At 64.3% G+C, this 21514-nt stretch carries 18 protein-coding genes and 1 other RNA gene; 4 read left to right on the top strand and 15 right to left on the bottom strand.

Annotated elements, in window-relative coordinates; all coding sequences use genetic code 11:
• Positions 1-245: 245 nt before the first annotated feature.
• From rnpB to Q0X62_RS06300, 6 genes are all read right to left on the bottom strand, one after another.
• Positions 246-634, bottom strand: an RNA gene (gene rnpB / locus Q0X62_RS06325) — RNase P RNA component class A.
• A gap of 33 nt (positions 635-667) precedes the next feature.
• Positions 668-1360: an N-acetylmuramoyl-L-alanine amidase gene (locus Q0X62_RS06320; protein WP_297732854.1), complete on the bottom strand. Its 693-nt coding sequence runs from the start codon at positions 1358-1360 to the stop codon at positions 668-670.
• Positions 1357-2271 (bottom strand): EamA family transporter, encoded by a 915-nt coding sequence (locus tag Q0X62_RS06315; RefSeq protein ID WP_297732850.1) that lies wholly within the window; start codon positions 2269-2271, stop codon positions 1357-1359. Before Q0X62_RS06315 ends, Q0X62_RS06320 begins: the two co-directional genes overlap by 4 nt.
• Before the next feature lie 39 nt (positions 2272-2310).
• Positions 2311-3546, bottom strand: coding sequence for a hypothetical protein (locus Q0X62_RS06310; protein ID WP_297732846.1), 1236 nt, complete (start codon positions 3544-3546; stop codon positions 2311-2313).
• Positions 3547-3639: 93 nt separating this feature from the next.
• A complete protein-coding gene (locus Q0X62_RS06305; RefSeq protein ID WP_297732843.1) occupies positions 3640-3963 on the bottom strand; it encodes a hypothetical protein in 324 nt (107 codons plus the stop codon).
• Between the two features lie 58 nt (positions 3964-4021).
• Positions 4022-4723, bottom strand: a complete 702-nt coding sequence (locus Q0X62_RS06300; RefSeq protein WP_297732840.1) for a molecular chaperone DjiA — start codon at positions 4721-4723, stop codon at positions 4022-4024.
• A gap of 152 nt (positions 4724-4875) precedes the next feature.
• Between Q0X62_RS06300 and Q0X62_RS06295 the strand changes: the two genes are divergently transcribed.
• Both Q0X62_RS06295 and Q0X62_RS06290 read left to right on the top strand, forming a co-directional pair.
• On the top strand, positions 4876-8451 hold the full coding sequence (locus tag Q0X62_RS06295) for a hydantoinase B/oxoprolinase family protein (protein ID WP_297732837.1): 3576 nt from the start codon (positions 4876-4878) through the stop codon (positions 8449-8451).
• Between the two features lie 722 nt (positions 8452-9173).
• Entirely contained in the window at positions 9174-9713 is a 540-nt protein-coding gene (locus Q0X62_RS06290) for a fasciclin domain-containing protein (RefSeq protein WP_297732834.1), read from the top strand.
• A gap of 48 nt (positions 9714-9761) precedes the next feature.
• Here Q0X62_RS06290 and Q0X62_RS06285 read toward each other — a convergent pair whose 3' ends face one another.
• From Q0X62_RS06285 to Q0X62_RS06265, 5 genes are all read right to left on the bottom strand, one after another.
• Positions 9762-10799, bottom strand: a complete 1038-nt coding sequence (locus Q0X62_RS06285) for a succinylglutamate desuccinylase/aspartoacylase family protein (RefSeq protein ID WP_297732831.1) — start codon at positions 10797-10799, stop codon at positions 9762-9764.
• The gene (rimK, locus tag Q0X62_RS06280) at positions 10796-11701 is read right to left on the bottom strand and encodes a 30S ribosomal protein S6--L-glutamate ligase (protein ID WP_297732829.1); all 906 of its coding nucleotides are present in this window, start codon (positions 11699-11701) and stop codon (positions 10796-10798) included. Before rimK ends, Q0X62_RS06285 begins: the two co-directional genes overlap by 4 nt.
• 59 nt (positions 11702-11760) lie before the next feature.
• Complete coding sequence (locus tag Q0X62_RS06275) at positions 11761-12234, bottom strand: ATP-dependent zinc protease (RefSeq protein WP_297732825.1); 474 nt, start codon at positions 12232-12234, stop codon at positions 11761-11763.
• Positions 12235-12581: 347 nt separating this feature from the next.
• Positions 12582-13241, bottom strand: coding sequence for a hypothetical protein (locus Q0X62_RS06270; RefSeq protein ID WP_297732822.1), 660 nt, complete (start codon positions 13239-13241; stop codon positions 12582-12584).
• A gap of 65 nt (positions 13242-13306) precedes the next feature.
• Positions 13307-14260 (bottom strand): metalloregulator ArsR/SmtB family transcription factor, encoded by a 954-nt coding sequence (locus Q0X62_RS06265; RefSeq protein ID WP_297732820.1) that lies wholly within the window; start codon positions 14258-14260, stop codon positions 13307-13309.
• Between the two features lie 98 nt (positions 14261-14358).
• Between Q0X62_RS06265 and Q0X62_RS06260 the strand changes: the two genes are divergently transcribed.
• Entirely contained in the window at positions 14359-15627 is a 1269-nt protein-coding gene (locus Q0X62_RS06260) for a D-amino acid dehydrogenase (RefSeq protein WP_297732817.1), read from the top strand.
• Here the strand turns inward: Q0X62_RS06260 and Q0X62_RS06255 are convergent.
• Positions 15624-16130 (bottom strand): MarR family transcriptional regulator, encoded by a 507-nt coding sequence (locus Q0X62_RS06255; RefSeq protein WP_297732814.1) that lies wholly within the window; start codon positions 16128-16130, stop codon positions 15624-15626. The two genes, Q0X62_RS06260 and Q0X62_RS06255, sit on opposite strands and share 4 nt — an antisense overlap.
• 74 nt (positions 16131-16204) lie before the next feature.
• Here Q0X62_RS06255 and Q0X62_RS06250 point away from each other — a divergent pair, with 74 nt between their 5' ends.
• A complete protein-coding gene (locus tag Q0X62_RS06250; RefSeq protein WP_297732811.1) occupies positions 16205-17524 on the top strand; it encodes a S41 family peptidase in 1320 nt (439 codons plus the stop codon).
• On the opposite strand, the gene Q0X62_RS06245 is transcribed toward Q0X62_RS06250, so the two are convergent.
• The 3 genes from Q0X62_RS06245 to ettA all read right to left on the bottom strand — a co-directional run bounded on the left by Q0X62_RS06245 (position 17521) and on the right by ettA (position 20733).
• On the bottom strand, positions 17521-18255 hold the full coding sequence (locus tag Q0X62_RS06245; protein ID WP_297732809.1) for a CPBP family intramembrane glutamic endopeptidase: 735 nt from the start codon (positions 18253-18255) through the stop codon (positions 17521-17523). The two genes, Q0X62_RS06250 and Q0X62_RS06245, sit on opposite strands and share 4 nt — an antisense overlap.
• A 101-nt stretch (positions 18256-18356) precedes the next feature.
• Complete coding sequence (locus Q0X62_RS06240; protein ID WP_297732807.1) at positions 18357-19004, bottom strand: LuxR C-terminal-related transcriptional regulator; 648 nt, start codon at positions 19002-19004, stop codon at positions 18357-18359.
• A gap of 61 nt (positions 19005-19065) precedes the next feature.
• Positions 19066-20733: an energy-dependent translational throttle protein EttA gene (ettA, locus tag Q0X62_RS06235; RefSeq protein ID WP_297732805.1), complete on the bottom strand. Its 1668-nt coding sequence runs from the start codon at positions 20731-20733 to the stop codon at positions 19066-19068.
• Between the last annotated feature and the right edge of the window lie 781 nt (positions 20734-21514).

Below are 21514 nucleotides of genomic sequence, written 5' to 3'. Positions count from 1 at the left end.
TTCGAATATGAGGAAAACAAGAACAGGAAGAGAACATTAAGTTAATATCCACAGGCCCCGGAAAGGCTGAGCCTTGGAATCCCGGGGAATTGGCGAAAACTGGGGATTGTTTCCGGATTGGCAAAAACGATCGCTTCGCGAGACCCAACGCGGTCATTCGCGGATGCGACCGAACCGAGAGCGTGATTGATGCCAAAATGGAAATGACGCCTCGCGACGCGCGCCATCGGCGGCAGTCGGGGCAAGTGATCAGGCGGCCTGTAAGCCGGGTCCTGTCCCCCGGACGAGCCGGGGCGACGGTCATTCATCTGCGATCGTGCTTGCACACGACCTGTTGCGACCTACCCGGACAGCATGCGGAGGCGCACGTGCAGCCCGAAAGCTGCGGTCTGTCCCTATTCGGTCTTGCTCCAGGTGGGGCTTGCCTAGCCCTCTTCCTTGCGGTCGAGGCGGTGCGCTCTTACCGCACCGTTTCACCCTTGCCTGACCCGAAGGCCCGGCGGTCTGTTCTCTGCTGCGCTTTCCCTGGGGTCACCCCCGCCGGACGCTATCCGGCACCTTGCCTCCGTGGAGCCCGGACTTTCCTCGACAACACCGTTTCCGGCCCAGTTGCCGCGACCGCCCAGCCACCTGATCGCCGCCTAGATCGGTCAGACCGGGCCTAGCGTCAAGAGCGCTCCGCCAGCGCCGCTATGAGGGCGCGGGTTTCGCGGTCGGCCTTGCCATCGACGAGCGCCGGTCGCCAACGCCGCTGAAAAGCCTCGATCACAGCGTCCAGCCCGGCGTCGAGCGAATAGCCAATTGCCTCAAGGCCCGCCGCGACATCCTCAACCGGCTCACCCGTTTGCGGGGCCGGCAGGGCGCATCCGGCCGCGGCCAGAAGCGCCCAGGGGAAATGCTCGCCCGGGTCCTGCTTGCGACCCGGCGCCACGTCCGAATGGCCAATCACGCACTCGGGGCCCAGCTCATGCCGCGTCATCAGATCACCCACGAGCGCGACAAGCCGGTCGATCTGAATGGTCGGATAGGCCGGCAGCGCGAAATCATGCCCGCCATTGACGATCTCAATGCCGATCGAGGCCGAATTCACATCGCTCTCGCCCCGCCAGCTCGCGACGCCGGCATGCCAGGCGCGCTTGCCCTCACTGACCAGCTGCAGGATCTGGCCGTCCTCGCGGATCACGTAATGGGCGCTCACCTGGGCCGCGCGGTCACACAGTCGCTCGATCGCCACAGGCCCGTTTTCCATGCCGGTATAGTGAAGCAGGATCAGGCTGATCGGCATCTTCCGATCGTTGAAGTTCGGCGACGGGGCCGCGATCACATCGAGGCCCGCCTCGGCATTCACATCCAAAATCACAGGGTCTTCTCCCGCGCCAGCGCAGCGGCCGGCAGTTTGCGGTTTTGCCGGAGGGCAATGATGCCGACCCCGACCAGGGTCAGACCGCCCCCGACGAAGAGGCGCCAGCCCATCGGATCGCCGGTCAGGAGAATGCCTGAAATGACACCCACCAGGGGTGCCAGCAGCGTGATGGGGGCGATGAGGGTCGCATCATAACGCTTGAGCAGGTTGTAGAACACGCCATGACCGAAAATATTCACCAGCACGACGGTGATCAGGAGCGCCAGGCCGAAGGCCCAGCCACCGGAGACCACGCCGGCCATCTGGTTACTCTCGAACGTCAGGGAGAGCAGCAGGAGGGGCGGCCAGGAGATGAGCCCGATCCAGGCCTGCATGCGGATGGAATCCATCGGCAGGCGCTTGACCAGGATCATGCCGACCGAGGCGACAAAGGCCGCACCGACGCCCAGCAACATGCCGATCGACATGTCGGCCTCACCGGGATTGAAGATCACCAGGAGCACGCCGGCCAGGGCCAGCGTCATGCCGGCAATGCGCGGCAGACCAACTGTCTCCTTGAGGAAGATAACGGAGAGGATGGTGGCAAAGGGCACACCCATCTGCACGGCGATCGCCATGCCCGAGGGTGTCGCCCAACGCATGCCGAGGAACATCAGCGCGTATTGCAGGGCGCCCATGCACAGCGCCACCCCGATCATCGTCTTGATATCGGTCGGTCGCGGCCTCAGCCAGGGCGCCAGAAACGCATAGAGCAGGGCAAAGCGCAGGAAGGCGAAGAAAATCGGCGGCACGCCGTCAAAGCCGGGGATCCAGCCGGGCGCCCCCGTGACCGCAAACTTCGCCACCACGAAGTTGAAGCCCCAGACCACACAGACCGCGACGAGAAGAAGGAAATCCTTGAGACGCATACCGCAGTCTGGAATGCGCCGGTCACAGGCCGCAAGGCCTTATTGTGCATGACCGAAATGCGCATCGAGAAAGGCAAGGAAAGCGTCCCAGTCGGACGGCTGCACGCCATGCAGGCCGCGACGCATAAAGACGGCGATATCCGCGGCTGGGTCGAAGCTCCCCAGGCTGGGCTGGCGCAAGCCGTCAGACCCGTAAAGCCCATAGACCGGATTGGCACCGATACCGGCGCGATAACTGCCCTGCGGGTCGGACCAGGCATCGCGCCAGCCACCACCGATCAGCAAGGGCCGCGGCGCCATCAGCGCGATCAGCTGGTGCTGGTCAACCGGGATGGCCGCTTCGTTCCCGGCATAGCCGGCATAGGTCTCATTGAACCAGTAGGGATAGGTCTCGGTGATTTGTTCGACACTCTCGCCGACTTCGCTGCGGGTCAGGGTCGTACCGCCCGTGCCCGCCTGATGCGACAGGACCAGATCGATGCGCGGATCGAAGGCTGCCGCCACGAGAGCAGATTTGGCATTGCGGGAATGCCCCCAGACCGCCATTCGCTCAGCATCGAAGCGCGGATCGCTCTCGAGCGCGTCAATCACCCGGGCATAGCCCCAGGCCCAGGCGATGATGGCACCGCTCTCGCGGCCCTCCATCAGCACATCCAGCGCTGGCGGCGCCCCGGTCGGATTGTCCGGCACAATGTCCCCGGGATGGAGGAAGGCCAGCGCATAACCGCGATCGAGGATATGCTGCATCGGCGGTTCGGCGATATGGCGACCGAAGATCGACGTCATCAGCGCGCTTTCCCATCCGCCAGCTTGGCCGCACTCACGGGCGGACGGATTGACCGGGGGTGACAACTCGAAGGCGCCGCCAAAAGCGGTTCGTGTGCCGCAAAAGGTCTGCATGACGATCACCGGCATGGGTTCCGTCGCCCCGGCTGGCATCAGCACGACCAGATGCGTGTCTACCGGACCGAGATCGACATCCCATTCCTCAAGCCGCCCGCGCCCCTCGAAAGCGGACGCGTCGACGACGCGACGCTCGGTAACCTGAGCCGGCGCGTCGCCGGGCCAGGCGCCATAGACCTCGGCTTCAAAGCGGGCGAGCAGATCGGCGCGACCGGCTTCCCAGCCAGCACGGGTCAGCGGCTCGGCATCAATGGCGGGCATCGCCGGCGGACCGGAATTCTCCGTCGCCACGCGCGGCAGGACCATCGACACGCAGCCGACGAGCATCATCGGCAAGGTGATGCCAATGAGAAACAGGGAGGCACGGATCATGAAAACCAGTCAGCCAAAGGATTGAGCATCGGGCGAGCCTAGACGCAGCCGCCGGGTCGCCCAATCACAATCTTGTGCATGAATGCAAGGGAGTCAGCGCGAGGAGGACGGACCCACACCGTCCACGGTCCAGCCTTCAGGGCCGCGCGTCGCAACCAGAATTTCCGGACCACCGGATTGAGCCTTGTCGGCGCGCGCCGAAGCCCGGCCACCGCGCAGCTTGCGCCAGACCCAGAAACCGGCTGCCGCAAGAACGGCAATGCCTGCCACCACAAGGAAGGCTGCCGTGAGCATGGCGGCGAGGAAAATCACCAGTCCGACAATGCCCAGCGCAATGACGGCCGCGAGAATATCGCGCACCACCCGGCTGGCTCGTCCGGAGAAAGCTGATGAGAATGTCTGTCGAGCGTCCGTCATGAACCTCATTCCGTTTTCGCCCCCGCTGACGTGTATGTTGGCATCAATGCGCCAAAGGTCAATTGGTCAGGGGTGCGACCAATCCTCTTTGCGCCAAAATCTCCCCGTAAGCCGCATTGATCGCTGCCATTTTCTCATCGGCCAGGCGCTGGATTTCCAGCGGTGCACCGCGCGCAATCAGCCGATCCGGGTGATTCTGTGAGGCGATGCGGCGATAGGCCTTGCGCAGATCCTGGTCGGATATTCCCGCCTCAATGCCGAGGATCACATAGGGGTCCTTGTCGTCGGGTTCGACATGGCCGGCGAGGATGCGGCGAAATTCGGTCTCCGAGAAACCGAAGATATCGGCCACACGCTGGAGATAATCGAGCTCGTCCGGGGTGATGGTGCCGTCCGCCTTGGCGACGTGAAACAGACCGTCCAGCACATCTTCCAAAATGGCCGGATAACAGCGGAAGCGACGCGCCAGGCGCCGGGCATAGCCGTCAAAGCCGAGCGTCGTCTGCATGGCGAGCTCAAAGGCGCGGTCCAGAGCGTCACGCCCTTCCGGCGGCGGTTTGAAGACTTCATAAAAGGCGCGGATCTCACTGCGCGAGACCAGCCCGTCCGCCTTGGCCATCTTGGCGCCGAGCCCGATCAGCGCCATGGCGAAATCGGCATCATTGACCTGGTGCGCGGCGGCCCGGTCATCACAGCCATCGCACTCCAGGAAGCAATCCCGCCCGCTGATCCGGTCAGCCAGATTTCGCCAGAATCCCATACGCATCACCCTCCGGTCGCCCATGTAGGAAGCGCGCACCTGTTGCGCGAGTGGGCGGGGCCGGTCTTGAGCAGTTCGCCACCAGCTTAAGCCGGTTGCACCCTGCCATGCCATGCTTAACCTCCGCGACAAAGCGACAAGAGGTCAGCGAGATGAGCGAGCGTGGACGCGAGGCTTGGGAATTCTGGATCGACCGGGGCGGCACTTTCACCGATGTGATCGGCCGGGCACCGGACGGACGCCTGCACGCCCTCAAACTCCTGTCGGAGAGCCCGGACTATCCCGATGCCGCGACCGAAGGCGTGCGCCGCCTCTCTGCGGGTGCGCCGGTGAGTGCGGTGAAAATGGGCACGACCGTCGCCACCAATGCCCTGCTGGAACGCAAGGGGGCGCCCACCCTATTCCTGGTCACGCGCGGCTTCGCAGACCTTCTGGTCATCGGCGACCAGACCCGTCCGGACATCTTCGCGCTCGATCTCAAACGCCCCGATCCGCTCTATGACAGAGTCGTCGAGATCGATGAACGCCTCGATTCCGAGGGCGTGGTCCGCGAGGCGCTGGACGAGACCGCAGCCCGAAAAGCGCTCGAGACGGCGAAGGCCGACGGGCTGACAACCGTCGCCATCGCGCTCATGCATGCCTATGGCAATGATATCCACGAGACGCGTCTGGAAGCGCTGGCCCGCGAGGCCGGTTTCGAGACCGTCATACGCTCCTCCATCGCCTCACCGCTGGTGAAGATCGGGCCGCGAGCCTCGACCACGGTTCTCGATGCCTATCTCACCCCGGTTCTGCGTGACTATGTCGACCGGGTGGACCGGGGCCTGGACGGCACGCCCCTCTTCTTCATGCAATCCTCCGGCGGACTGGCCCCGGCCGGCGCCTTCCATGCGCGTGATGCGGTCCTGTCCGGCCCCGCCGGCGGCGTGGTCGGCATGGCCAAGACGGCGAAGCAGGCCGGCCATGGCAAGGTGATCGGCTTCGACATGGGCGGCACCTCGACTGATGTCTCGCGCTATGATGGCGACCAGTATGACCGCGTCCAGGACACGCTGGTCGCCGGGCACCGTCTGAGGGCGCCGATGATGGCGGTCCACACGGTCGCCGCCGGGGGTGGCTCGGTGCTGACCTTCGACGGCGAACGCGCCCGGGTCGGGCCGGACAGTGCCGGCGCCATGCCGGGACCGGCCGGCTATGGCCGCGGCGGTCCGGCGGCCGTGACCGACGCCAATATCGTGCTCGGACGCATCCAGCCCGACTGGTTCCCGCATGTTTTCGGCGAGACCTCGGACCAGCCGCTCGATGTCGAGGCCTCCCGCGCCGCGCTGGGCGAACTGGCAGACGCCATGGGCCTGGAGACACCGGAAGCGGCGGCCGAGGGCTTCCTCGCCGTGGCCGTGGAAAGCATGGCCCAGGCGATCAAGCAGATCTCCATCGGCCAGGGCGTGAACCCGTCCAGCTATGCGCTTGCCGCCTTCGGTGGCGCAGGTGCCCAGCATGCCTGCCGGGTCGCTGATGCGCTGGGCATGACGACCGTCCTCATCCATCCCTATGGCGGTCTCCTGTCGGCGCTGGGCATCGGCCTCGCCGATATTCGCGAGACGCGCCTCGCCGCGGTGGAGCGGGAGTTCGCCGACGGTTATGACAGCGCTTGCCAGCTCGCCGAACGCCTCTCGGACGAAGCCCGCGAGGCCCTCATTGCGCAAGAATTGCCGCCGGCGGCGATGTCGGTCGCCCGCGAATGGCGCCTGAAAGTCTCCGGTTCCGATACCGCCATCCCGGTCCCGGCAGACACGGCTGCGGCCATGGAAGCCGCCTTCCGCGCGGCCCATCAGCGCCTCTTCGGTTTCATGCCGGACGGCGCGCTGGTCATCGAGTCGGTCAGCGCCGAAGCTCAATGCGCCCCGCCCGGGTCGAGCGATTGGTCGATCGACATGCCGGACGCCACCCGCGCAAAGCCGCGCCCGACCGGTCAGGTCCGCCTCTTCGATGCGGGTGACTGGCAGGACGTGCCCGTCTTCACCCTCGACCAGTTCGGACCGGGCGCCGAAGCCCACGGCCCGGCCCTGGTCATGGATCCGAATGCGACCATCGTCGTCGATGCCGGCTGGCGCGCCGTGCGGCTTGAAGACGGAACACTGGCCCTGGAGCGCGACGCGGTCGCCGACCAGGCGAGTGGCGGCACCGAGCTCGACCCGATCCGGCTGGAGCTGTTCAACAAGCGCTTCATGTCGGTCGCCGAGCAGATGGGGGTCGCGCTCGAACGCACTGCCCATTCGGTCAATATCAAGGAAAGGCTCGACTTCTCCTGCGCGGTCTTCGACGCGACCGGCGGCCTGGTCGCCAATGCGCCGCACATGCCGGTCCATTTGGGCTCCATGTCGGCCTCGGTTCGCGCCGCGGCAGAAGCGCATCCGGACCTGGGACCGGGCGACGCGGTCGCCGTCAACGCGCCCTATGATGGCGGCACGCACCTGCCCGACATCACCCTGGTGACACCGGTCCATGATCCCGAGACCGGGACACGCATCTTCTATGTCGCAGCTCGCGGCCATCATGCCGATGTCGGCGGGATCGCCCCGGGATCCATGCCGCCCTTCTCGACATCGATCGAGGAAGAAGGCGTGCAATTCCGCAATGTGAAGGTGATGGAGAAGGGCCGCTTCCTCGATGAGGTGGTCACCGGCGTGCTCGCCTCCGGCCCGCACCCGGCCCGGCGCCCGTCCCAGAATATCGCCGACATGAAGGCCCAGCTCGCCGCCTGTGCCAAGGGCGCGGACGAGCTGCATCGTCTGGTCAGCGATAACGGGCTGGCCGTGGTGAAAGCCTATATGGGCCATGTCCAGGACAATGCCGAACGCGCCGTGCGCCGGGTCATTGATGCGCTCTCGGACGGATCGCACACGGTGAAACTGGATGATGGTGCCGAGATCTGCGTCGCCATCCGCGTCGATCGCGAGGCCCGCACGGCGGTGGTCGACTTCACCGGCACCGCCCCCCAGCGCCCGAGCAATTTCAACGCCCCGGCCTCGGTCGCCCGGGCGGCGGTCCTTTATGTCTTCCGCTGTCTGGTCGGCGATGCCATCCCGCTCAATGAGGGCTGCCTCAAACCGATCGAGCTGATCCTGCCCGAAGGCTGCCTGCTCAACCCGAAACCGCCCGCCGCCGTGGTCGCCGGCAATGTCGAGACCAGCCAGCTGGTCGTCGATGCCCTGTTCGGCGCCACCGGTCGGCTCGCCGCCAGCCAGGGCACAATGAACAATCTCACCTTCGGCAATGACCGGCACCAGTATTACGAGACCATCTGCGGTGGTTCCGGCGCCGGCCTCGACGGCGAGGGCAAGGCCTTTGCCGGTACCGACGCCATCCACACCCACATGACCAATTCACGCATGACCGACCCGGAAGTCCTGGAACGCCGCTTCCCGGTCCGCGTCGAGCATCACCGCATCCGCGAAGGCTCCGGCGGTAAAGGCGCCGCGCCGGGCGGCGACGGCTCCATGCGCCGCCTGACCTTCCTGGAACCCATGGAAGTCGCCCTCCTCTCCTCGCGCCGCAAGGAAACACCCTTCGGACTGGATGGCGGTGGCGACGCAAAGCCGGGCCTGCAACGCGTCATCCAAGCCAGCGGCGAGACCGAAGACCTCCCCGGCCTGTTCCGCATCGATGTCGAGGCGGGCGACAGTGTGGAGATTGAAACGCCGGGTGGCGGCGCGATGGGCTCATAGGCCCCTGGAACGCCGACCACCAGAACAACGCCCGGCAATCGGGACGGATGGCGGAAATGCCGAGGCAAGCCACGCAGGGCATCACAAGGCGATACAGGCGGCAACACACCGGTCAAAGCCGGTCAAGCCGCTGGCCGCTGGGCCCCCCAACGCTTGCCGAGCCCATGGCTCCTTATAAGCCAACTGCGTTCCTTATAAGGAGCCATGGGCTCGCGCCCAATAGCCCTTCATGGCATCATAACACACTGAAATGCCAACAATAACTGGAACCACTTGGCGATACCAAGGAACCATCGCGCGGCATCCACGCCAAAGCCGGTCCCTTATAAGGGACAACACCCCGGCGCACACCCCGCCATAAACCGCCTGCCGTGAGACAGCCGTATCGAGGTCTTCAGCTCAAGGGGCATGCCCGCGGAGCGGCGCCTGCGGCGCCCTTGACCTCAAGAACCCGTTACGGCCCGCTGGCTGGCACGTAGTTTAAGGGTCATTCCGCGCCGGGCGCGTTGGGCAATACCTCAGAGCGGCGCAGTTCCGGGCACCGTCCCGTCCTAAGTGACCGCCCCTCCGGGCCCTCCCCGCAAGATTAAGTTTCGGACAGATTTGATCCGAAACCGGACGGGCGCCGTAACCTCGTCTGTCACATGCATGAGACGACCCTCCAGTGACCCGGTGGCGGCCGCCGCCGGTGCTCACATCATAGCGAACAAGGGAGCGCACACATGCGTCTCGTCTCTCTGGCAGTTCTTTCCGCTGCCCTGATTTCTGCCCCGGCCCTCGCGGGTGTCCCGCTCGATGCCGGCAAGACCAAGTTCGATCATCATGGTAGTGGCCACAGCACCATGGCCCAGGCTGACATTGTCGACACGGCCGTTGCTGCAGGCCAGTTCAACACGCTGGTCGCCGCCGTCCAGGCCGCCGGCCTCGTCGACACGCTCAAGGGCGATGGCCCTTTCACGGTCTTCGCGCCGGTTGATGCCGCCTTTGAAGGCCTGCCCGAAGGCGAAGTCGCCCGCCTTCTGATGCCGGAAAACCGGCATGAGCTGACCGATATCCTGACCTATCACGTCGTTCCGGGTGCCATTACGTCCGACCAGCTGAGCGGGCAGATCCTGTCTGTGGATACAGTTGAAGGCTCCAGCGTCCTGATCGACGCCACGGACGGTGTCCGGGTCGGCAATGCCCAGGTCATCCAGGCCGATATCGAGACCTCGAACGGCATCATCCATGTTGTCGACCGGGTCATCATCCCGACCGGCTGATGCGCCAGTAAAGCGACCGGGCGGGCCTGCGGGCCTGCCCGCCTCGCCCTAAATAATCTCGTCCTCATCAAACAGCGGATCATTACTCAGCGCTTCGCCGAGCTGAACCATCGGCTCCTCGTTCCGGCGCTTGAGGATTTCCGCTATATGGACGACGGCGTCGCCCTCATTGACGATGGGCAGGACGGTGCGGCCGATGATGAGGCCGTCGCAGGGCGCGGTGATCTCGACCTCCTGGGTGCCCAGCGGGTCGGAAAGGGTCGCGATCAGCGTGTCTTCCTCAACATGTTCGCCGCAATCACGGTGCATACGCAGCACCCCGCCCATCGGCGCGCGCGCCCAGCTCGACTTGTTGCCGATCTCCGAGCGCAGGGTGGCCTTGATGCGCTTGTCCGCGCGCAACATGCCCAGCTTGCCCAGCACGCGCAGTATCCCCTTCACCCCCATGCGCAGCGCGGTCTCGTCAAAGCGCAGGGCTTCCCCGCTTTCATAGACGATCACCGGAATGTCACGCTTTTGCGCCGCTTCGCGCAGCGAGCCATCGCGCAAGGAGGAGTGGACGATGACCGGGGCCGCGAATTCCTGCGCCAGTTCCAGCGCCCGCGGGACCTTGGTATCGACCCGGATCTGCGGGAGATTGGTACGGTTGACCGCCGCCGAGTGGAGATCGATGCCGGCCTCACAGCGCTCGACCACTTCTTTCATGAAGATATCCGCCAGGCGTGCGGCCAGAGAGCCGGTCGGTGCGCCCGGGAAAGAACGGTTGAGGTCGCGCCGGTCGGGCAAATAGCGTGAATGGGTGATGAAGCCATAGGTATTGACCACGGGCACACAGATCAGCGTGCCCGCGATGGAGCGCATTTGCGGTGTCCGGATCAGCCGGCGGATCATCTCGACGCCAATGATTTCATCGCCATGAATGGCCGCCGAGACAAAGACGACCGGCCCTGGCCGCTTGCCGTGCAACACCTGGACGGACAGGGACATCGGCGTGTGATCGGACAGGACGGAAACCGGAATCTGGACGATCCGGGTCGTACCCGGCGGGACTTCCTCGCCGGCGATCTCGAAGGGTTCGCGTATCATCCGGTACCGCGGGTTTTCGTCTTGCCGGCGACGGCGGTCTTCTCGATGAAATTGATGATCTTGTCAGCCACATCAACGCCTGTCGCGGCTTCAATGCCTTCAAGGCCCGGCGAGGAATTCACTTCCATGATCAGCGGGCCGTGATTGCCGCGCAGCATGTCGACGCCCGCCACGTTCAAGCCCATAACCTTGGCGGCGCGCACAGCCGTGGAGCGCTCCTCCGGCGTCAACTTGATCCGCGAGGCCGAGCCGCCGCGATGCAGATTGGAGCGGAAATCACCGTCCGCGCCCTGGCGTTTCATGGCCGCAACCACCTTGCCGCCGACCACGATGGTACGGATGTCGGCACCGCCGGCTTCCTTGATGAATTCCTGGACGAGAATATCGACCTTGGCGCCCCGGAAGGCCTCGATTACCGACTTGGCAGAACGCCGTGTTTCCGCCAGGACAACGCCGACGCCCTGCGTGCCCTCAAGCAATTTGATCACCACCGGCTCGCCACCCACGATGTCCAGCACGTCGTCCGTCATCGAGGTATCGTGCGCAAAGGCCGAAACCGGCAGGCCCAGGCCGGCGCGCGAGAGCAGCTGCAGCGAGCGCAGCTTGTCGCGCGAGCGGCCGATGGCAACCGATTCATTGGCCGACCAGACACCCATCATCTCGAACTGGCGAACCACCGCCATGCCGTAGCCGGTGATCGAAGCACCGATCCGCGGGATGACGGCGTCATAGCCGGTGAGGACGCGGCCCTGATAGCGCACTTCGGGACGATGCGAGGTGATGTTCATATACATCCGCAGCGTATCGTAGATGTCGATCTCGTGACCGCGCGCCTCGGCTGCCTCAACCAGTCTCTTGTGCGAGTAAAGGTTGGGATTGCGGGCCAGCATGAGCAAATACATCAGGCATATCTCCGAAGTGGCGGTGTCGCGGGATGGGGTAGCATGAATAGCGGCGCGACCTAAGCCGACGCCGGGCAAAGATAGGATTTCGACGGATTGACGAGCGCACCCGGCTTCAAGGCAGTGCGACCAACCAGCATGCGAAATCCCATTTCATCCCGCCGCGTCAGCGTCAACTCGATAGGCCAGACATGGGCCCCGATCCGCAGCGGCGTGCGGATGACATAACGCTTCTGCTCCTGCCCGTTCGAACTCTTGATGACCCGGCTGTCGATGACTTTCGCTTCGCAAGCCAAACGGGTCTTGTTGTCATCCTGGTTGGGATGAAGCTCGAACCGCACCCAGGCCTCCCCCTCGCGCTCGAAGGGCTGGATCTTCCAGGCATGGATGGCGGAGGTCCGGGCCCCGGTATCGATCTTGGCCTTGACCCGGGCATCGCCCAGTTCGGGCAGGCCAACCCATTCGCGCCAACCGACAATGATGGAGGGCGCGCCCGGCACAGGGTCGAATTTCGATTTTGTCTTGCGAACCATGGCTCTGGCAGTTCCGTCTGACATTCGCGGGCATGCAAGCACCGGGTGACGGCAAAAGGCAAGCAGGAAGGCGTTACGGGGGCCGGCCTGTGCCAGCCGCAGCACCGGTGGGGCTTTTCGGTTGCCTAAGCCTGCATCTCCGACATCCCACGGTGACGGCGCACCGGGCATCCGAGGGACCTCACCCGGCCCGCGTGCCAAATTCGCTTCAACCGCACCACCTTACGCGGTCCCATAGCGCAAAGCCCCCCGGATCGCGACGCGGTCGCGACCGTGGGATGTCGCTTGGGTTGGGGATGGATGGCGTTGCATTCAGTTGGATCAGCCGCACCCCAAATTCACGCCTCTCAATCGCCAACCCAGAAAGCAAAGCTCGCCGGCTGTGTGTCGCCATTGAGGGTCGCTGTGCCGACCAGCAATTCCGAGACCGAGTCCGCGCCTGATTGCCATTCGGCCAGGGCCCCGGTGACGTAATCCGCCTCAATCACCAATCTGCCGATATCCGGGTCCGACGCGGTGATCATCACCCCCCCATCCGTGATGGCCGCGCTGTCGATCGTCATGGCGTAAAGCCGGAAATACGGGCCGTACTCATTCTCGCCCAGCTGGTCGCTCGTGTCCTCCAAGGCCAGGCGCACATAGGCCGGCTCGTCGCATTCCGGCAAGGCCGGCCAGAGTTCGATGTTTTCGAGGACCAGGTCACCGAAACGGATTTCCTCATTCGCGATGAAATAACCCGACTGCGTGCCGGAGACCGAATAGACAATCTCGCCCGCAACAGGATCCAGGACCGCTTCGCCATCGACATCGTCCGGGCCGGCATCCGATGCATCATCGAGCGGGATTTCCGGCCCGCGCGCATCGACCGGCACTGTATCGGTCGCCATGACCACGCCTTCAGGACCCGCTGCCGCATGGTCGGCAACGTCGTCTCCAACCCCGAAATACAGACTTGCGCCAAGCCCTCCGAGTGCCAGAAGACTGATGATGTTCAATGTGGTTTTCATGTCTGCCCCCTGCACGACGAGGCAGACGCTACACCGGCGCCCGGATGGCGGGAAGCCTATTCGCGTCAGGCGGGAGTGGCTGCCTTGCGCCGGGCCACCCAGATCTTCATGGTCAATTGCCCGGTCGGTTCTTCCGGGTGCAGGGTGCTTTGGTGGGCCAGCTCCAGACCGGCATGACCGATCAGGTCCGACATTTCCTCATCCGCAAAGCCCAGGCGACGGTGGAAATGATCTTCGCGCAGGGTCTCCAGCTGATGCGGTGCGAAGTCGACAATCAGAAGATTCCCGCCGGGCTTCAGGACGCGGGCACACTCATCCACCGCGAGGGCCGGGTCGTCGAGATAGTGCAATACCTGGTGCACGGTGACCAGGTCGGCGACCGCCGTATCAAAGGGCAAGGCCCCGACATCGGCATGACGAACCGAGCAATGCCTCAGGCCTGCCCGCTCGAGATTGAGGCGCGCGACATTGAGCATGGAATGGTTGATATCGACGCCGATCCCGCGTTCGACCCGGTCCGAAAAAAGCTCGAGGACGCGGCCCGTACCAACACCGACATCGATCATCAGGCCGAATGGCCCCGAACCTGCCAGCTCGCGCATGGCCGCCTCGACCTTGTGGTCGGCCAGATGGAGAGACCGGATCGTGTCCCAGTCTTCTGCCACGCTTTCGAAATACGCCTGTGCAGCCTGGGCGCGGGCATGCTTGATCGCCTCCAGACGCAATACGTCCCGGGTCAGCACCGCATCATTCTCGGGCACCAGTTCATTGGCCATCTGCGCCAGTTTGCGCCCCCCGCCCGCATCGGTCAGTCGGTAGAAGACATAGGCGCCTTCCGGCAAACGCTCTGCCAGTCCGGCGTCGGTGAGGAGTTTCAGGTGGCGCGAGACGCGCGGCTGGCTCTGTCCGAGAATTGAGACCAGTTCGGACACGGTCAGCTCACCTCGCGACAAAAGAGCGACGATGCGCAGGCGCGTCGGTTCGGCGAGTGCTTTGAGCTGTGTGACGATCGCGTCCATGGAATCCCGGCAAGACCTGCAGAATATGCCTTGCTTTTATCTGCATCCCCACGAAGTTCAAACCGAGCCGCTCAGGAAGGCCGACTCGGGAGTATGTCGTGGCCAAGCAGGATGTGATCATTGTCGGGGCAGGCCTTGCCGGCGTCAGCACAGCCTACGCCCTGCGCGAGCGCGGGCATGATGTGCTGGTCCTTGACGCGCATGAGGGCCCGGCGCTGGAAACCAGCTTTGCCAATGCCGGCGCCCTGACTCCGTCCGAGCCGGAACCCTGGAACGCGCCCGGCGTGCACTGGCAATTACTGGCGTCCCTGCCCGATCCGCATTCGGCGATGAAGCTGCGTCTGGCGCCATTGCCCGGACTGCTTCCCTGGGGCCTGAAATTTCTCGCCAATTCGTCGCGCAAGCGCTTCGAGGCCGCTTCGCTCGCCAATTTCGCCCTGTCACGCTACTCGCTTGGCCTGACCCAGCGCGCACGGGACGCGCACAAGCTGGAATTCGCCAATCTCGCCCGCGGCACAATGAAGGTTTGCCGCGATGCGCGGGCACTGGAACCTGCGCACCAGGCCAGCCAGGCGCTGGCGGATGCCGGGCTGCGCTTCGAGATTCTCGACCGCGCGGCTGTCACAGCCCGAGAACCGCTCCTGTCGGATGTCGCCAACGACCTCGCCGGGGCGATCTTCTATCCGGATGACGAGAGCGGTGACGCGCACCGGTTCACGGTATCGCTGGCTGACGTCGCGCGCCAAGCCGGCGTGCGCTTCGAGTATAATTCACCGGTTTCCAGCCTGATCGACCGGGCCGGCCGGATCACCGGTGTGCGCACGCCAACAGAGGAGATCGAGGCGGATCAGGTCATCCTCACGACCGGACATGCGACGCGTGGTCTGCTCGCACCGCTCGGCCTGCATATTCCGGTGCGCCCGGTGAAGGGGTATTCGCTGAGCCTCGACATGTCGGGGCTAAACCAGCGCCCCTCACTGCCAGTGGTGGACGAGGCCCTGCACGCCATTGTCACCCCGCTCGGCGAAACATTGCGCATAGCCGGCACGGCTGAGTTCGCCGGCGAGGACCGGACCCTGCGGGCCGAGCGCATCGACAATCTGCGCCAATTGCTGACGCGCCTCTATCCGGCCCTCGCCGAGCAATTACTGCCCGGCGAGCAAAAGCCCTGGTGTGGCTTCCGCCCGATGTCAGCGGATGGGCGTCCCTTCATTGGCGAAACGCGGGCGGACGGTTTGTGGATCAATACCGGACACGGCCATCTCGGCTGGACCCAGGCGATGGGCTCGGCGGGCCTGCTGGCGGCCCTGCTGGATGGCGAGCCAGCGCCCGTTCCCGCCGCCCCCTTCTCCGCCAAACGCTTCTAGTCACCACCCGCCTCCTTGAAGCGGGCGGCAAAGCTCTTGCGGTCAAGGGCAGCGTCAAAGGCCTGGGCCGCGGCGAAGACATCCATCCCGATTTCGCCGAAAAGCTCCGCATAGACGCGATTGGTCCGGTCCATGAAGCGGCGGATCCGCTCGGCCTCGGCCCGGCCGGCATCGGTCAGCGTCAAGGGTTTGCGACGGGCATCTGCGGGATCATCGCCGCGTGCGAGGAAGCCGAGCCTATCGAGCGCTCGCGAGGTCTTGATCACGGCGGCATGGGTCACACCCAGGCGGCGCGCCAGCTCGGTGACGCTCTGATCGGCCCGGTCCAGGAGCAGCATCATCGAAAAGGTACGCAGGGGCGCGCGAATGCCCGCCGCATCAGCCGGCCCCGAGCCATCCTCGACCAAGCGATCCACCAGCCGTCCCAGCAGGAGGCCGAGAAAACCCGGCGCCAATGCGCCGTGAATGAGGGCGTCGAGCTCGGTCTGCGATGCATTGGACATGATGATTGCCTCCCCAAATTATATGCGTTACTAGTAACGTTACTGGTAACGCATATAGAGAAATGAGCCTGTTCATGCCAAATGTCCACACCTGTATTGCCGCGCTCGCCCTGCTCTGCCTGCCCGCCTGCGTCAACGCCCAGTCGGACGGTATCGACGCCAGTGCGGTCGCCGCCGATGTGACCGAATGGGAGAACTGGCTGTTTGCGACCCATCCGCAACCGGAATTCAGCATGGATGTGGGCGACGTTCGGGCCCGCTTCGACCAGGTGCGTGACGGGCTTGAAGGGCCCTACTCGCGGCGCGAAGCCTGGCTCGCCCTCGCCGTGCTCAACCCGCATTTCGCCGACGGTCATGTCACCCTGCGCCTGCCGAGCGAGGAGTATGAGGCCTGGCTGGCTGACGGCGGAGCAGACTTCTCCCTGCCCGTTCGCATCGAGGGCGACCAGCTGCGCGTGGCCGACACCATCGCCGAGGAGAGCCGTGTCCGGGCCGGCGAGACCATTACCGTCATCAATGACCAGCCGGTCGGCCCGCTGATCGCGGCCGCTGTCAGTCGCGCCAATGGCGATACGCCCGGCCTGCGGCGGCATGTCGTGGAGACACGCTTTGCCAGCTATCTCTGGGCGCTGACCGGTGGCGCTGCGGACTGGCAGGTCACCGCGCAAAATACCCACGGGCAGACACGCACAATCACACTTGATCCGCAGCGGGAACGCGCCGGACAGGATCCCGAACCCTGGTCTCTGGCCTTCCAGGACGACGCCGCCATCCTCACCCTCAACACCTTCGCGCCCACGGTCGAGGCCGAATTCGACGCCTTCATCGATGCCAGCTTTGCCGAGATCACCGCGCGCGGCAGCGAGATCCTGGTCATCGATATCAGCGAGAATGGCGGCGGCGCCCACATGCTCTCCGACCATTTGCTGGCCTATCTCACCGATCAGCGCCACACGCCGCTCTCTGCCGTCACCGCCCGCATCACACCGGAAAACCAGGCCCTCATTCCCGGGTCGGAGCCGGGCCAGGTGATCTCCATGCCCTTTGCGCAATGGGTCGAACCGCCGGCCGAGCAAGCCAATCGCTTCGAGGGGCGTTTCGCCTTCCTGGTCGGGGCCGGCACCTATTCCCAAGCCATCGTGCTGGCGGCGACCGTGCAGGATTTCGACATCGCCCCGATCGCCGGGCCCGGCACGGAAGGACGGGCGAACTCGACCGGCCAGGTCCAGCTGCACCGCCTCGCCAACACCGACCTGGAAGCCGCCGCCCCGATCTATGTCTTCACCCGCGCCTCCGGTGACAGCTCCAGCGCGCCCATCATTCCGGACCTGCCCTTGAGCGGGTCCCGCGACGCCCAGATCGACGCGCTGATCGCGCATCTTCGGACCCATTAGGGCGACCAGATCAGTCCCAGGCCGATGCCCAGCGCGTTATTGGTGATATGGGCAGCAATGGCCGGCCAGATCGACCCGGTGCGCCAGTAGAGCCAGCACAGGGTGAGCGCCATCAGCGCCGCCGAGATGGCTTGCGGCGGCAGGATGTGAGCAACCCCGAACATGATCGAGGAGATGATGGCGGCCAGCCAGACCGGGTGGTGACCCGACATCCAGCGGAACAGAAATCCGCGGAAGAAGACCTCCTCGGCGAACGGCGTCACCGCGATGGTCATGACCAGGAAGCCGATACTCATCCAGGTTGAATTGCCCGGATCGAGGGCGAAGGGCGTCGACATGAAGGCAATCCAGTCGGGCATGGCCACGACCATCAGCTTTGCCAGGACGAGACGCAGACCAAAGGCGACCGCGCCAATCACCACAGCCAGCCCGATCCAGCGCCAGGACACAGCCACCAGACCGACCCAGCGCGGCCCGCGCTGGTGCAGGAGCAAGGCGCCGATCGCTACCGCCGCCAGCACGGCAACCGCCTTGTTGAGCTGGCCGAACATCAACACGCCCGGTGGCAGGCGCGGCCCTTCGCCCAGATAGGCCTCCATGCCGACGGTCTGGCGCACAATTTCCAAATGCGCCCAGCTGAGCAGGACATAGCCGGTCATGGCGCTGGCGAGGATGGCGATGCCGGGCCAGAAGCGCCACGGGCTTTCAAGTGACTTGATGGTGTTGGACATGAGACCTCCCTGTTGGTTCAGGAAGGCTGGCCGGGCGGGTCAGGCGCGACCATCGACAGATGTTGGCAATCTGTCAGTCAACAGATGTCAGGCAACACCTGTCAGGGGTGATCATCCGTCTGGTCGAGCAGACCATAGCGCAGCGCCATCGGCCGAACCTGACCGCGCCGCTTGATGTCCAGCTTCAGATAGAGCTCGGAATTATAGGTTCGCACTGTCGTCGGCGAGAGATTGAGTTCCCGCGCAATGTCCTTGTCGGTAAGACCCGCCGAGAGCAAGCGGATGAGCTGGCAGTCCCGGTCTGACAGATCCTGCAAGTGATCCGGAAGCGGCTCAACCGGCGCCTTGGCCGTCGCCGACCTCAGGTGAGACACGGACAGGATCGCCCGGCTGCGCGGCGCAAACCGCACCGTATAGGCCAGGCCGGGCGTCAATTGTTCACGCCAGAAGGGGAGAAGCGGGAAGCGTTCCCCGCCCAGATGCAGGGTTTCACTGGGTAAGTGGATCAGGCCGAAACCGCCGCGCATCCGGATATCGGCATATCCGCGGATTTCCTGCACACGATTATCCGCAAGGTCCCGCCCGGCCGTCCACCACCGCAGCGGCGCGGGCGCCAGAAACAGGGCCACGCCGCCAAAGGCCAGGACTGACAGCCAGAGTGCCTGGCGCGACTCCCCATCGCCGCCGCGAATTGCGGACAGGACCAGAAACGCAAACAGGGGCAACACCAGCACGAACAGTGCAAACATGAAAAGGACCTGGCGCGAACGCCAGGCCCTCAATTCACGCTGTTCGTCTTCGCTCAGCATCTTACCGCGCGAATTTCTGGAACTTGATCTTCTTGGGCATGTCGGCATCCGGACCCAGCCGGCGCTTCTTGTCCTCGATATAGTCCTCGAAATTGCCTTCGAACCATTCAACATGGCTGTCGCCTTCAAAGGCGAGGATGTGCGTGGCCAGACGGTCGAGGAAGAAACGGTCGTGCGAGATCACCACAGCACAGCCCGGATAGGCTTCCAGCGCCTGTTCCAGCGCCGCCAGGGTCTCGACGTCGAGATCATTGGTCGGCTCATCGAGCAGCAGCAGATTGCCGCCGGTCTGCAGCATCTTGGCGAGGTGGACGCGGTTGCGCTCACCGCCTGAGAGGAGGCCGACCTTCTTTTGCTGGTCGCCGCCCTTGAAGTTGAATGTGCCGACATAGGCGCGCGAGGGGACTTCCTTGCCACCCAGCTCGATCATGTCATTGCCGCCGGAGATTTCCTGCCAGACCGTCTTGTTCGGATCGAGCGTATCGCGCGACTGGTCGACATAGCCCAGCTTGACGGTGTCACCGAGGCGGATCGAGCCTTCGTCCGGGGTTTCCTGGCCGGTGATCATCTTGAACAGGGTGGATTTACCCGCCCCGTTCGGACCGATCACGCCGACCACGCCGCCCGGCGGCAGCTTGAAGGAGAGGCCGTCGATGAGGAGTTTGTCCTCGAAGCCTTTTTTGAGGTTTTCCACCTCAACCACGACACCGCCCAGGCGCGGGCCGGGCGGAATGGTGATCTGGGCCGTGGTGATCTCGGCGCGTTCGGCCGCATCCCGCAGATCCTCATAGGATTTGATACGGGCCTTTGACTTGGCCTGACGGGCTTTCGGCGAGGAGCGGATCCACTCCAGTTCGCGCATCAGGGCGCGATCCTTGGCGCTCTTTTCGCGATCTTCCTGGGCCAGACGTTTGGACTTCTGTTCCAGCCAGGCCGAATAACCACCCTCATAGGGCACACCCCGACCGCGATCGAGTTCGAGCGTCCAGGTGGTGATCGAGTCGAGGAAGTAACGGTCGTGGGTGACGACCAGGACGGCGCCCTTGAAGTCTTCCAGATAATTCTGGAGCCATTGCACGCTCTCGGCGTCGAGATGGTTGGTCGGCTCATCGAGCAGCAGCATGTGCGGGTCGGACAGGAGAAGGCGGCACAGGGCGACACGGCGACGCTCACCACCGGACAGATCGGTGACCGGCCAGTCGGCCGGCGGGCAGCGCAGGGCCGTCATCGCCATCTCGATCTTCGAGTCGATATCCCAGGCATTGTCATTGTCGATACGCTCCTGGAGCGCCGTCATCTTCTCCATCAGCTCGTCGCTATAATCTTCCGCGAGCTGCATGGAGATGGCATTGAACTCTTCCAGCAGCTGTTTCGGGGCCGAGCCCTCGATCACGTTTTCCCAGACCGTCTTGTCTTCATCGAGCTGCGGCTCCTGGGCGAGGTAACCGACCTTCACACCCTTTTCGGCCCAGGCTTCACCGGTGAATTCGGTGTCCATGCCGGCCATGATCTTCAAGAGGGTGGATTTACCGGCACCATTGACACCGACAACACCGATTTTGGCATCGGGCAGGAAGTGCAGGGAAATACCGTCAAAGACGGGCTTGGCAGCGCCCGGATAGGTCTTCGACAGCTTGTCCATGTGATAGACGAATTTGTAAGCGGCCATGGGGGAGAGGCTCTCTTGTCTGGCAGGGAATCTTGAGCCGCACCGTGTAGCGGAGACGCGCTGCAAGGGCAATGCGGGAAAGGTGTGGAGGATTGTCGCCAAGCAACGAGGCACAGCCCCCAAGCCTGCCGTTGACGCCTGAGCGCGTCGAGCGCGCTACCCCCATTCGAACCACCGTCATCGCACGGTGACCGCACAGCGGGCATCCGGGGGACCCGCGCTTCCCCGTCGACACTTTTGCTTGGGTCCCCCGGATCGCGGCTTTGCCGCGACCGTGGGATTACGGTGAATTTGATAATTTATCCCCGCGATTACCACACACACCCGTCATCCTGACGAAAGTCAGGACCCAGTCTCGCAGACGCGATTTTGCCTGCACTGGCAGCACTTTGCGTCGCAGACTGGGTCCCGGCCTGCGCCGGGATGACGGTGTGTGGGGCGAAAAACTTATCCGCACCCCCTCGGCGCCAGCGCATACTCCTCCCGTTCCCGCGTCACCTGAGGCCCGGATTGGTTATCCGGGGGCGTGGGGAGGACGGAGCTCGTCCGGTTGGGTGGAGTTGACCACCATCCGACCCGGCGTGGCCATCGGCAGGACGGCGGCACAAAGCTCGACCGTTTGATCCTGTCGGTTTCGAGACGGGGCCGGTAACGGCCTCGAGTAAATCTCCGTGTGCGAGGTGCCCCCGGCGCCACCTACACAAATTCCATAGCAAGGCACCGGCAAGGCACCTCGCACCCCTCTACGGCCCACACCGCCAGGCGAAATCGTCATGGCGCG

It is taken from the genome of uncultured Maricaulis sp. (assembly GCF_947259345.1).
In the GTDB taxonomy this organism is placed as follows: Bacteria; Pseudomonadota; Alphaproteobacteria; order Caulobacterales; family Maricaulaceae; genus Maricaulis.
Note: the sequence above shows the minus strand (reverse complement) of the source record. Positions and strands in the feature narration are given on the sequence as shown.

What these genes read in the sequence shown, in the direction of transcription:
- Q0X62_RS06250 (WP_297732811.1), top strand. Translation starts at nt 16,205, where the DNA reads ATGCCAAATGTCCACACCTGTATTGCCGCGCTCGCCCTGCTCTGCCTG.
- Q0X62_RS06290 (WP_297732834.1), top strand. Translation starts at nt 9,174, where the DNA reads ATGCGTCTCGTCTCTCTGGCAGTTCTTTCCGCTGCCCTGATTTCTGCC.
- Q0X62_RS06265 (WP_297732820.1), bottom strand. Translation starts at nt 14,260, where the DNA reads ATGGACGCGATCGTCACACAGCTCAAAGCACTCGCCGAACCGACGCGC.
- Q0X62_RS06300 (WP_297732840.1), bottom strand. Translation starts at nt 4,723, where the DNA reads ATGGGATTCTGGCGAAATCTGGCTGACCGGATCAGCGGGCGGGATTGC.
- Q0X62_RS06275 (WP_297732825.1), bottom strand. Translation starts at nt 12,234, where the DNA reads ATGGTTCGCAAGACAAAATCGAAATTCGACCCTGTGCCGGGCGCGCCC.
- Q0X62_RS06310 (WP_297732846.1), bottom strand. Translation starts at nt 3,546, where the DNA reads ATGATCCGTGCCTCCCTGTTTCTCATTGGCATCACCTTGCCGATGATG.
- Q0X62_RS06305 (WP_297732843.1), bottom strand. Translation starts at nt 3,963, where the DNA reads ATGACGGACGCTCGACAGACATTCTCATCAGCTTTCTCCGGACGAGCC.
- rimK (WP_297732829.1), bottom strand. Translation starts at nt 11,701, where the DNA reads ATGTATTTGCTCATGCTGGCCCGCAATCCCAACCTTTACTCGCACAAG.
- Q0X62_RS06270 (WP_297732822.1), bottom strand. Translation starts at nt 13,241, where the DNA reads ATGAAAACCACATTGAACATCATCAGTCTTCTGGCACTCGGAGGGCTT.
- Q0X62_RS06285 (WP_297732831.1), bottom strand. Translation starts at nt 10,799, where the DNA reads ATGATACGCGAACCCTTCGAGATCGCCGGCGAGGAAGTCCCGCCGGGT.
- Q0X62_RS06255 (WP_297732814.1), bottom strand. Translation starts at nt 16,130, where the DNA reads ATGTCCAATGCATCGCAGACCGAGCTCGACGCCCTCATTCACGGCGCA.
- Q0X62_RS06240 (WP_297732807.1), bottom strand. Translation starts at nt 19,004, where the DNA reads ATGTTTGCACTGTTCGTGCTGGTGTTGCCCCTGTTTGCGTTTCTGGTC.
- Q0X62_RS06295 (WP_297732837.1), top strand. Translation starts at nt 4,876, where the DNA reads ATGAGCGAGCGTGGACGCGAGGCTTGGGAATTCTGGATCGACCGGGGC.
- Q0X62_RS06315 (WP_297732850.1), bottom strand. Translation starts at nt 2,271, where the DNA reads ATGCGTCTCAAGGATTTCCTTCTTCTCGTCGCGGTCTGTGTGGTCTGG.
- Q0X62_RS06245 (WP_297732809.1), bottom strand. Translation starts at nt 18,255, where the DNA reads ATGTCCAACACCATCAAGTCACTTGAAAGCCCGTGGCGCTTCTGGCCC.
- ettA (WP_297732805.1), bottom strand. Translation starts at nt 20,733, where the DNA reads ATGGCCGCTTACAAATTCGTCTATCACATGGACAAGCTGTCGAAGACC.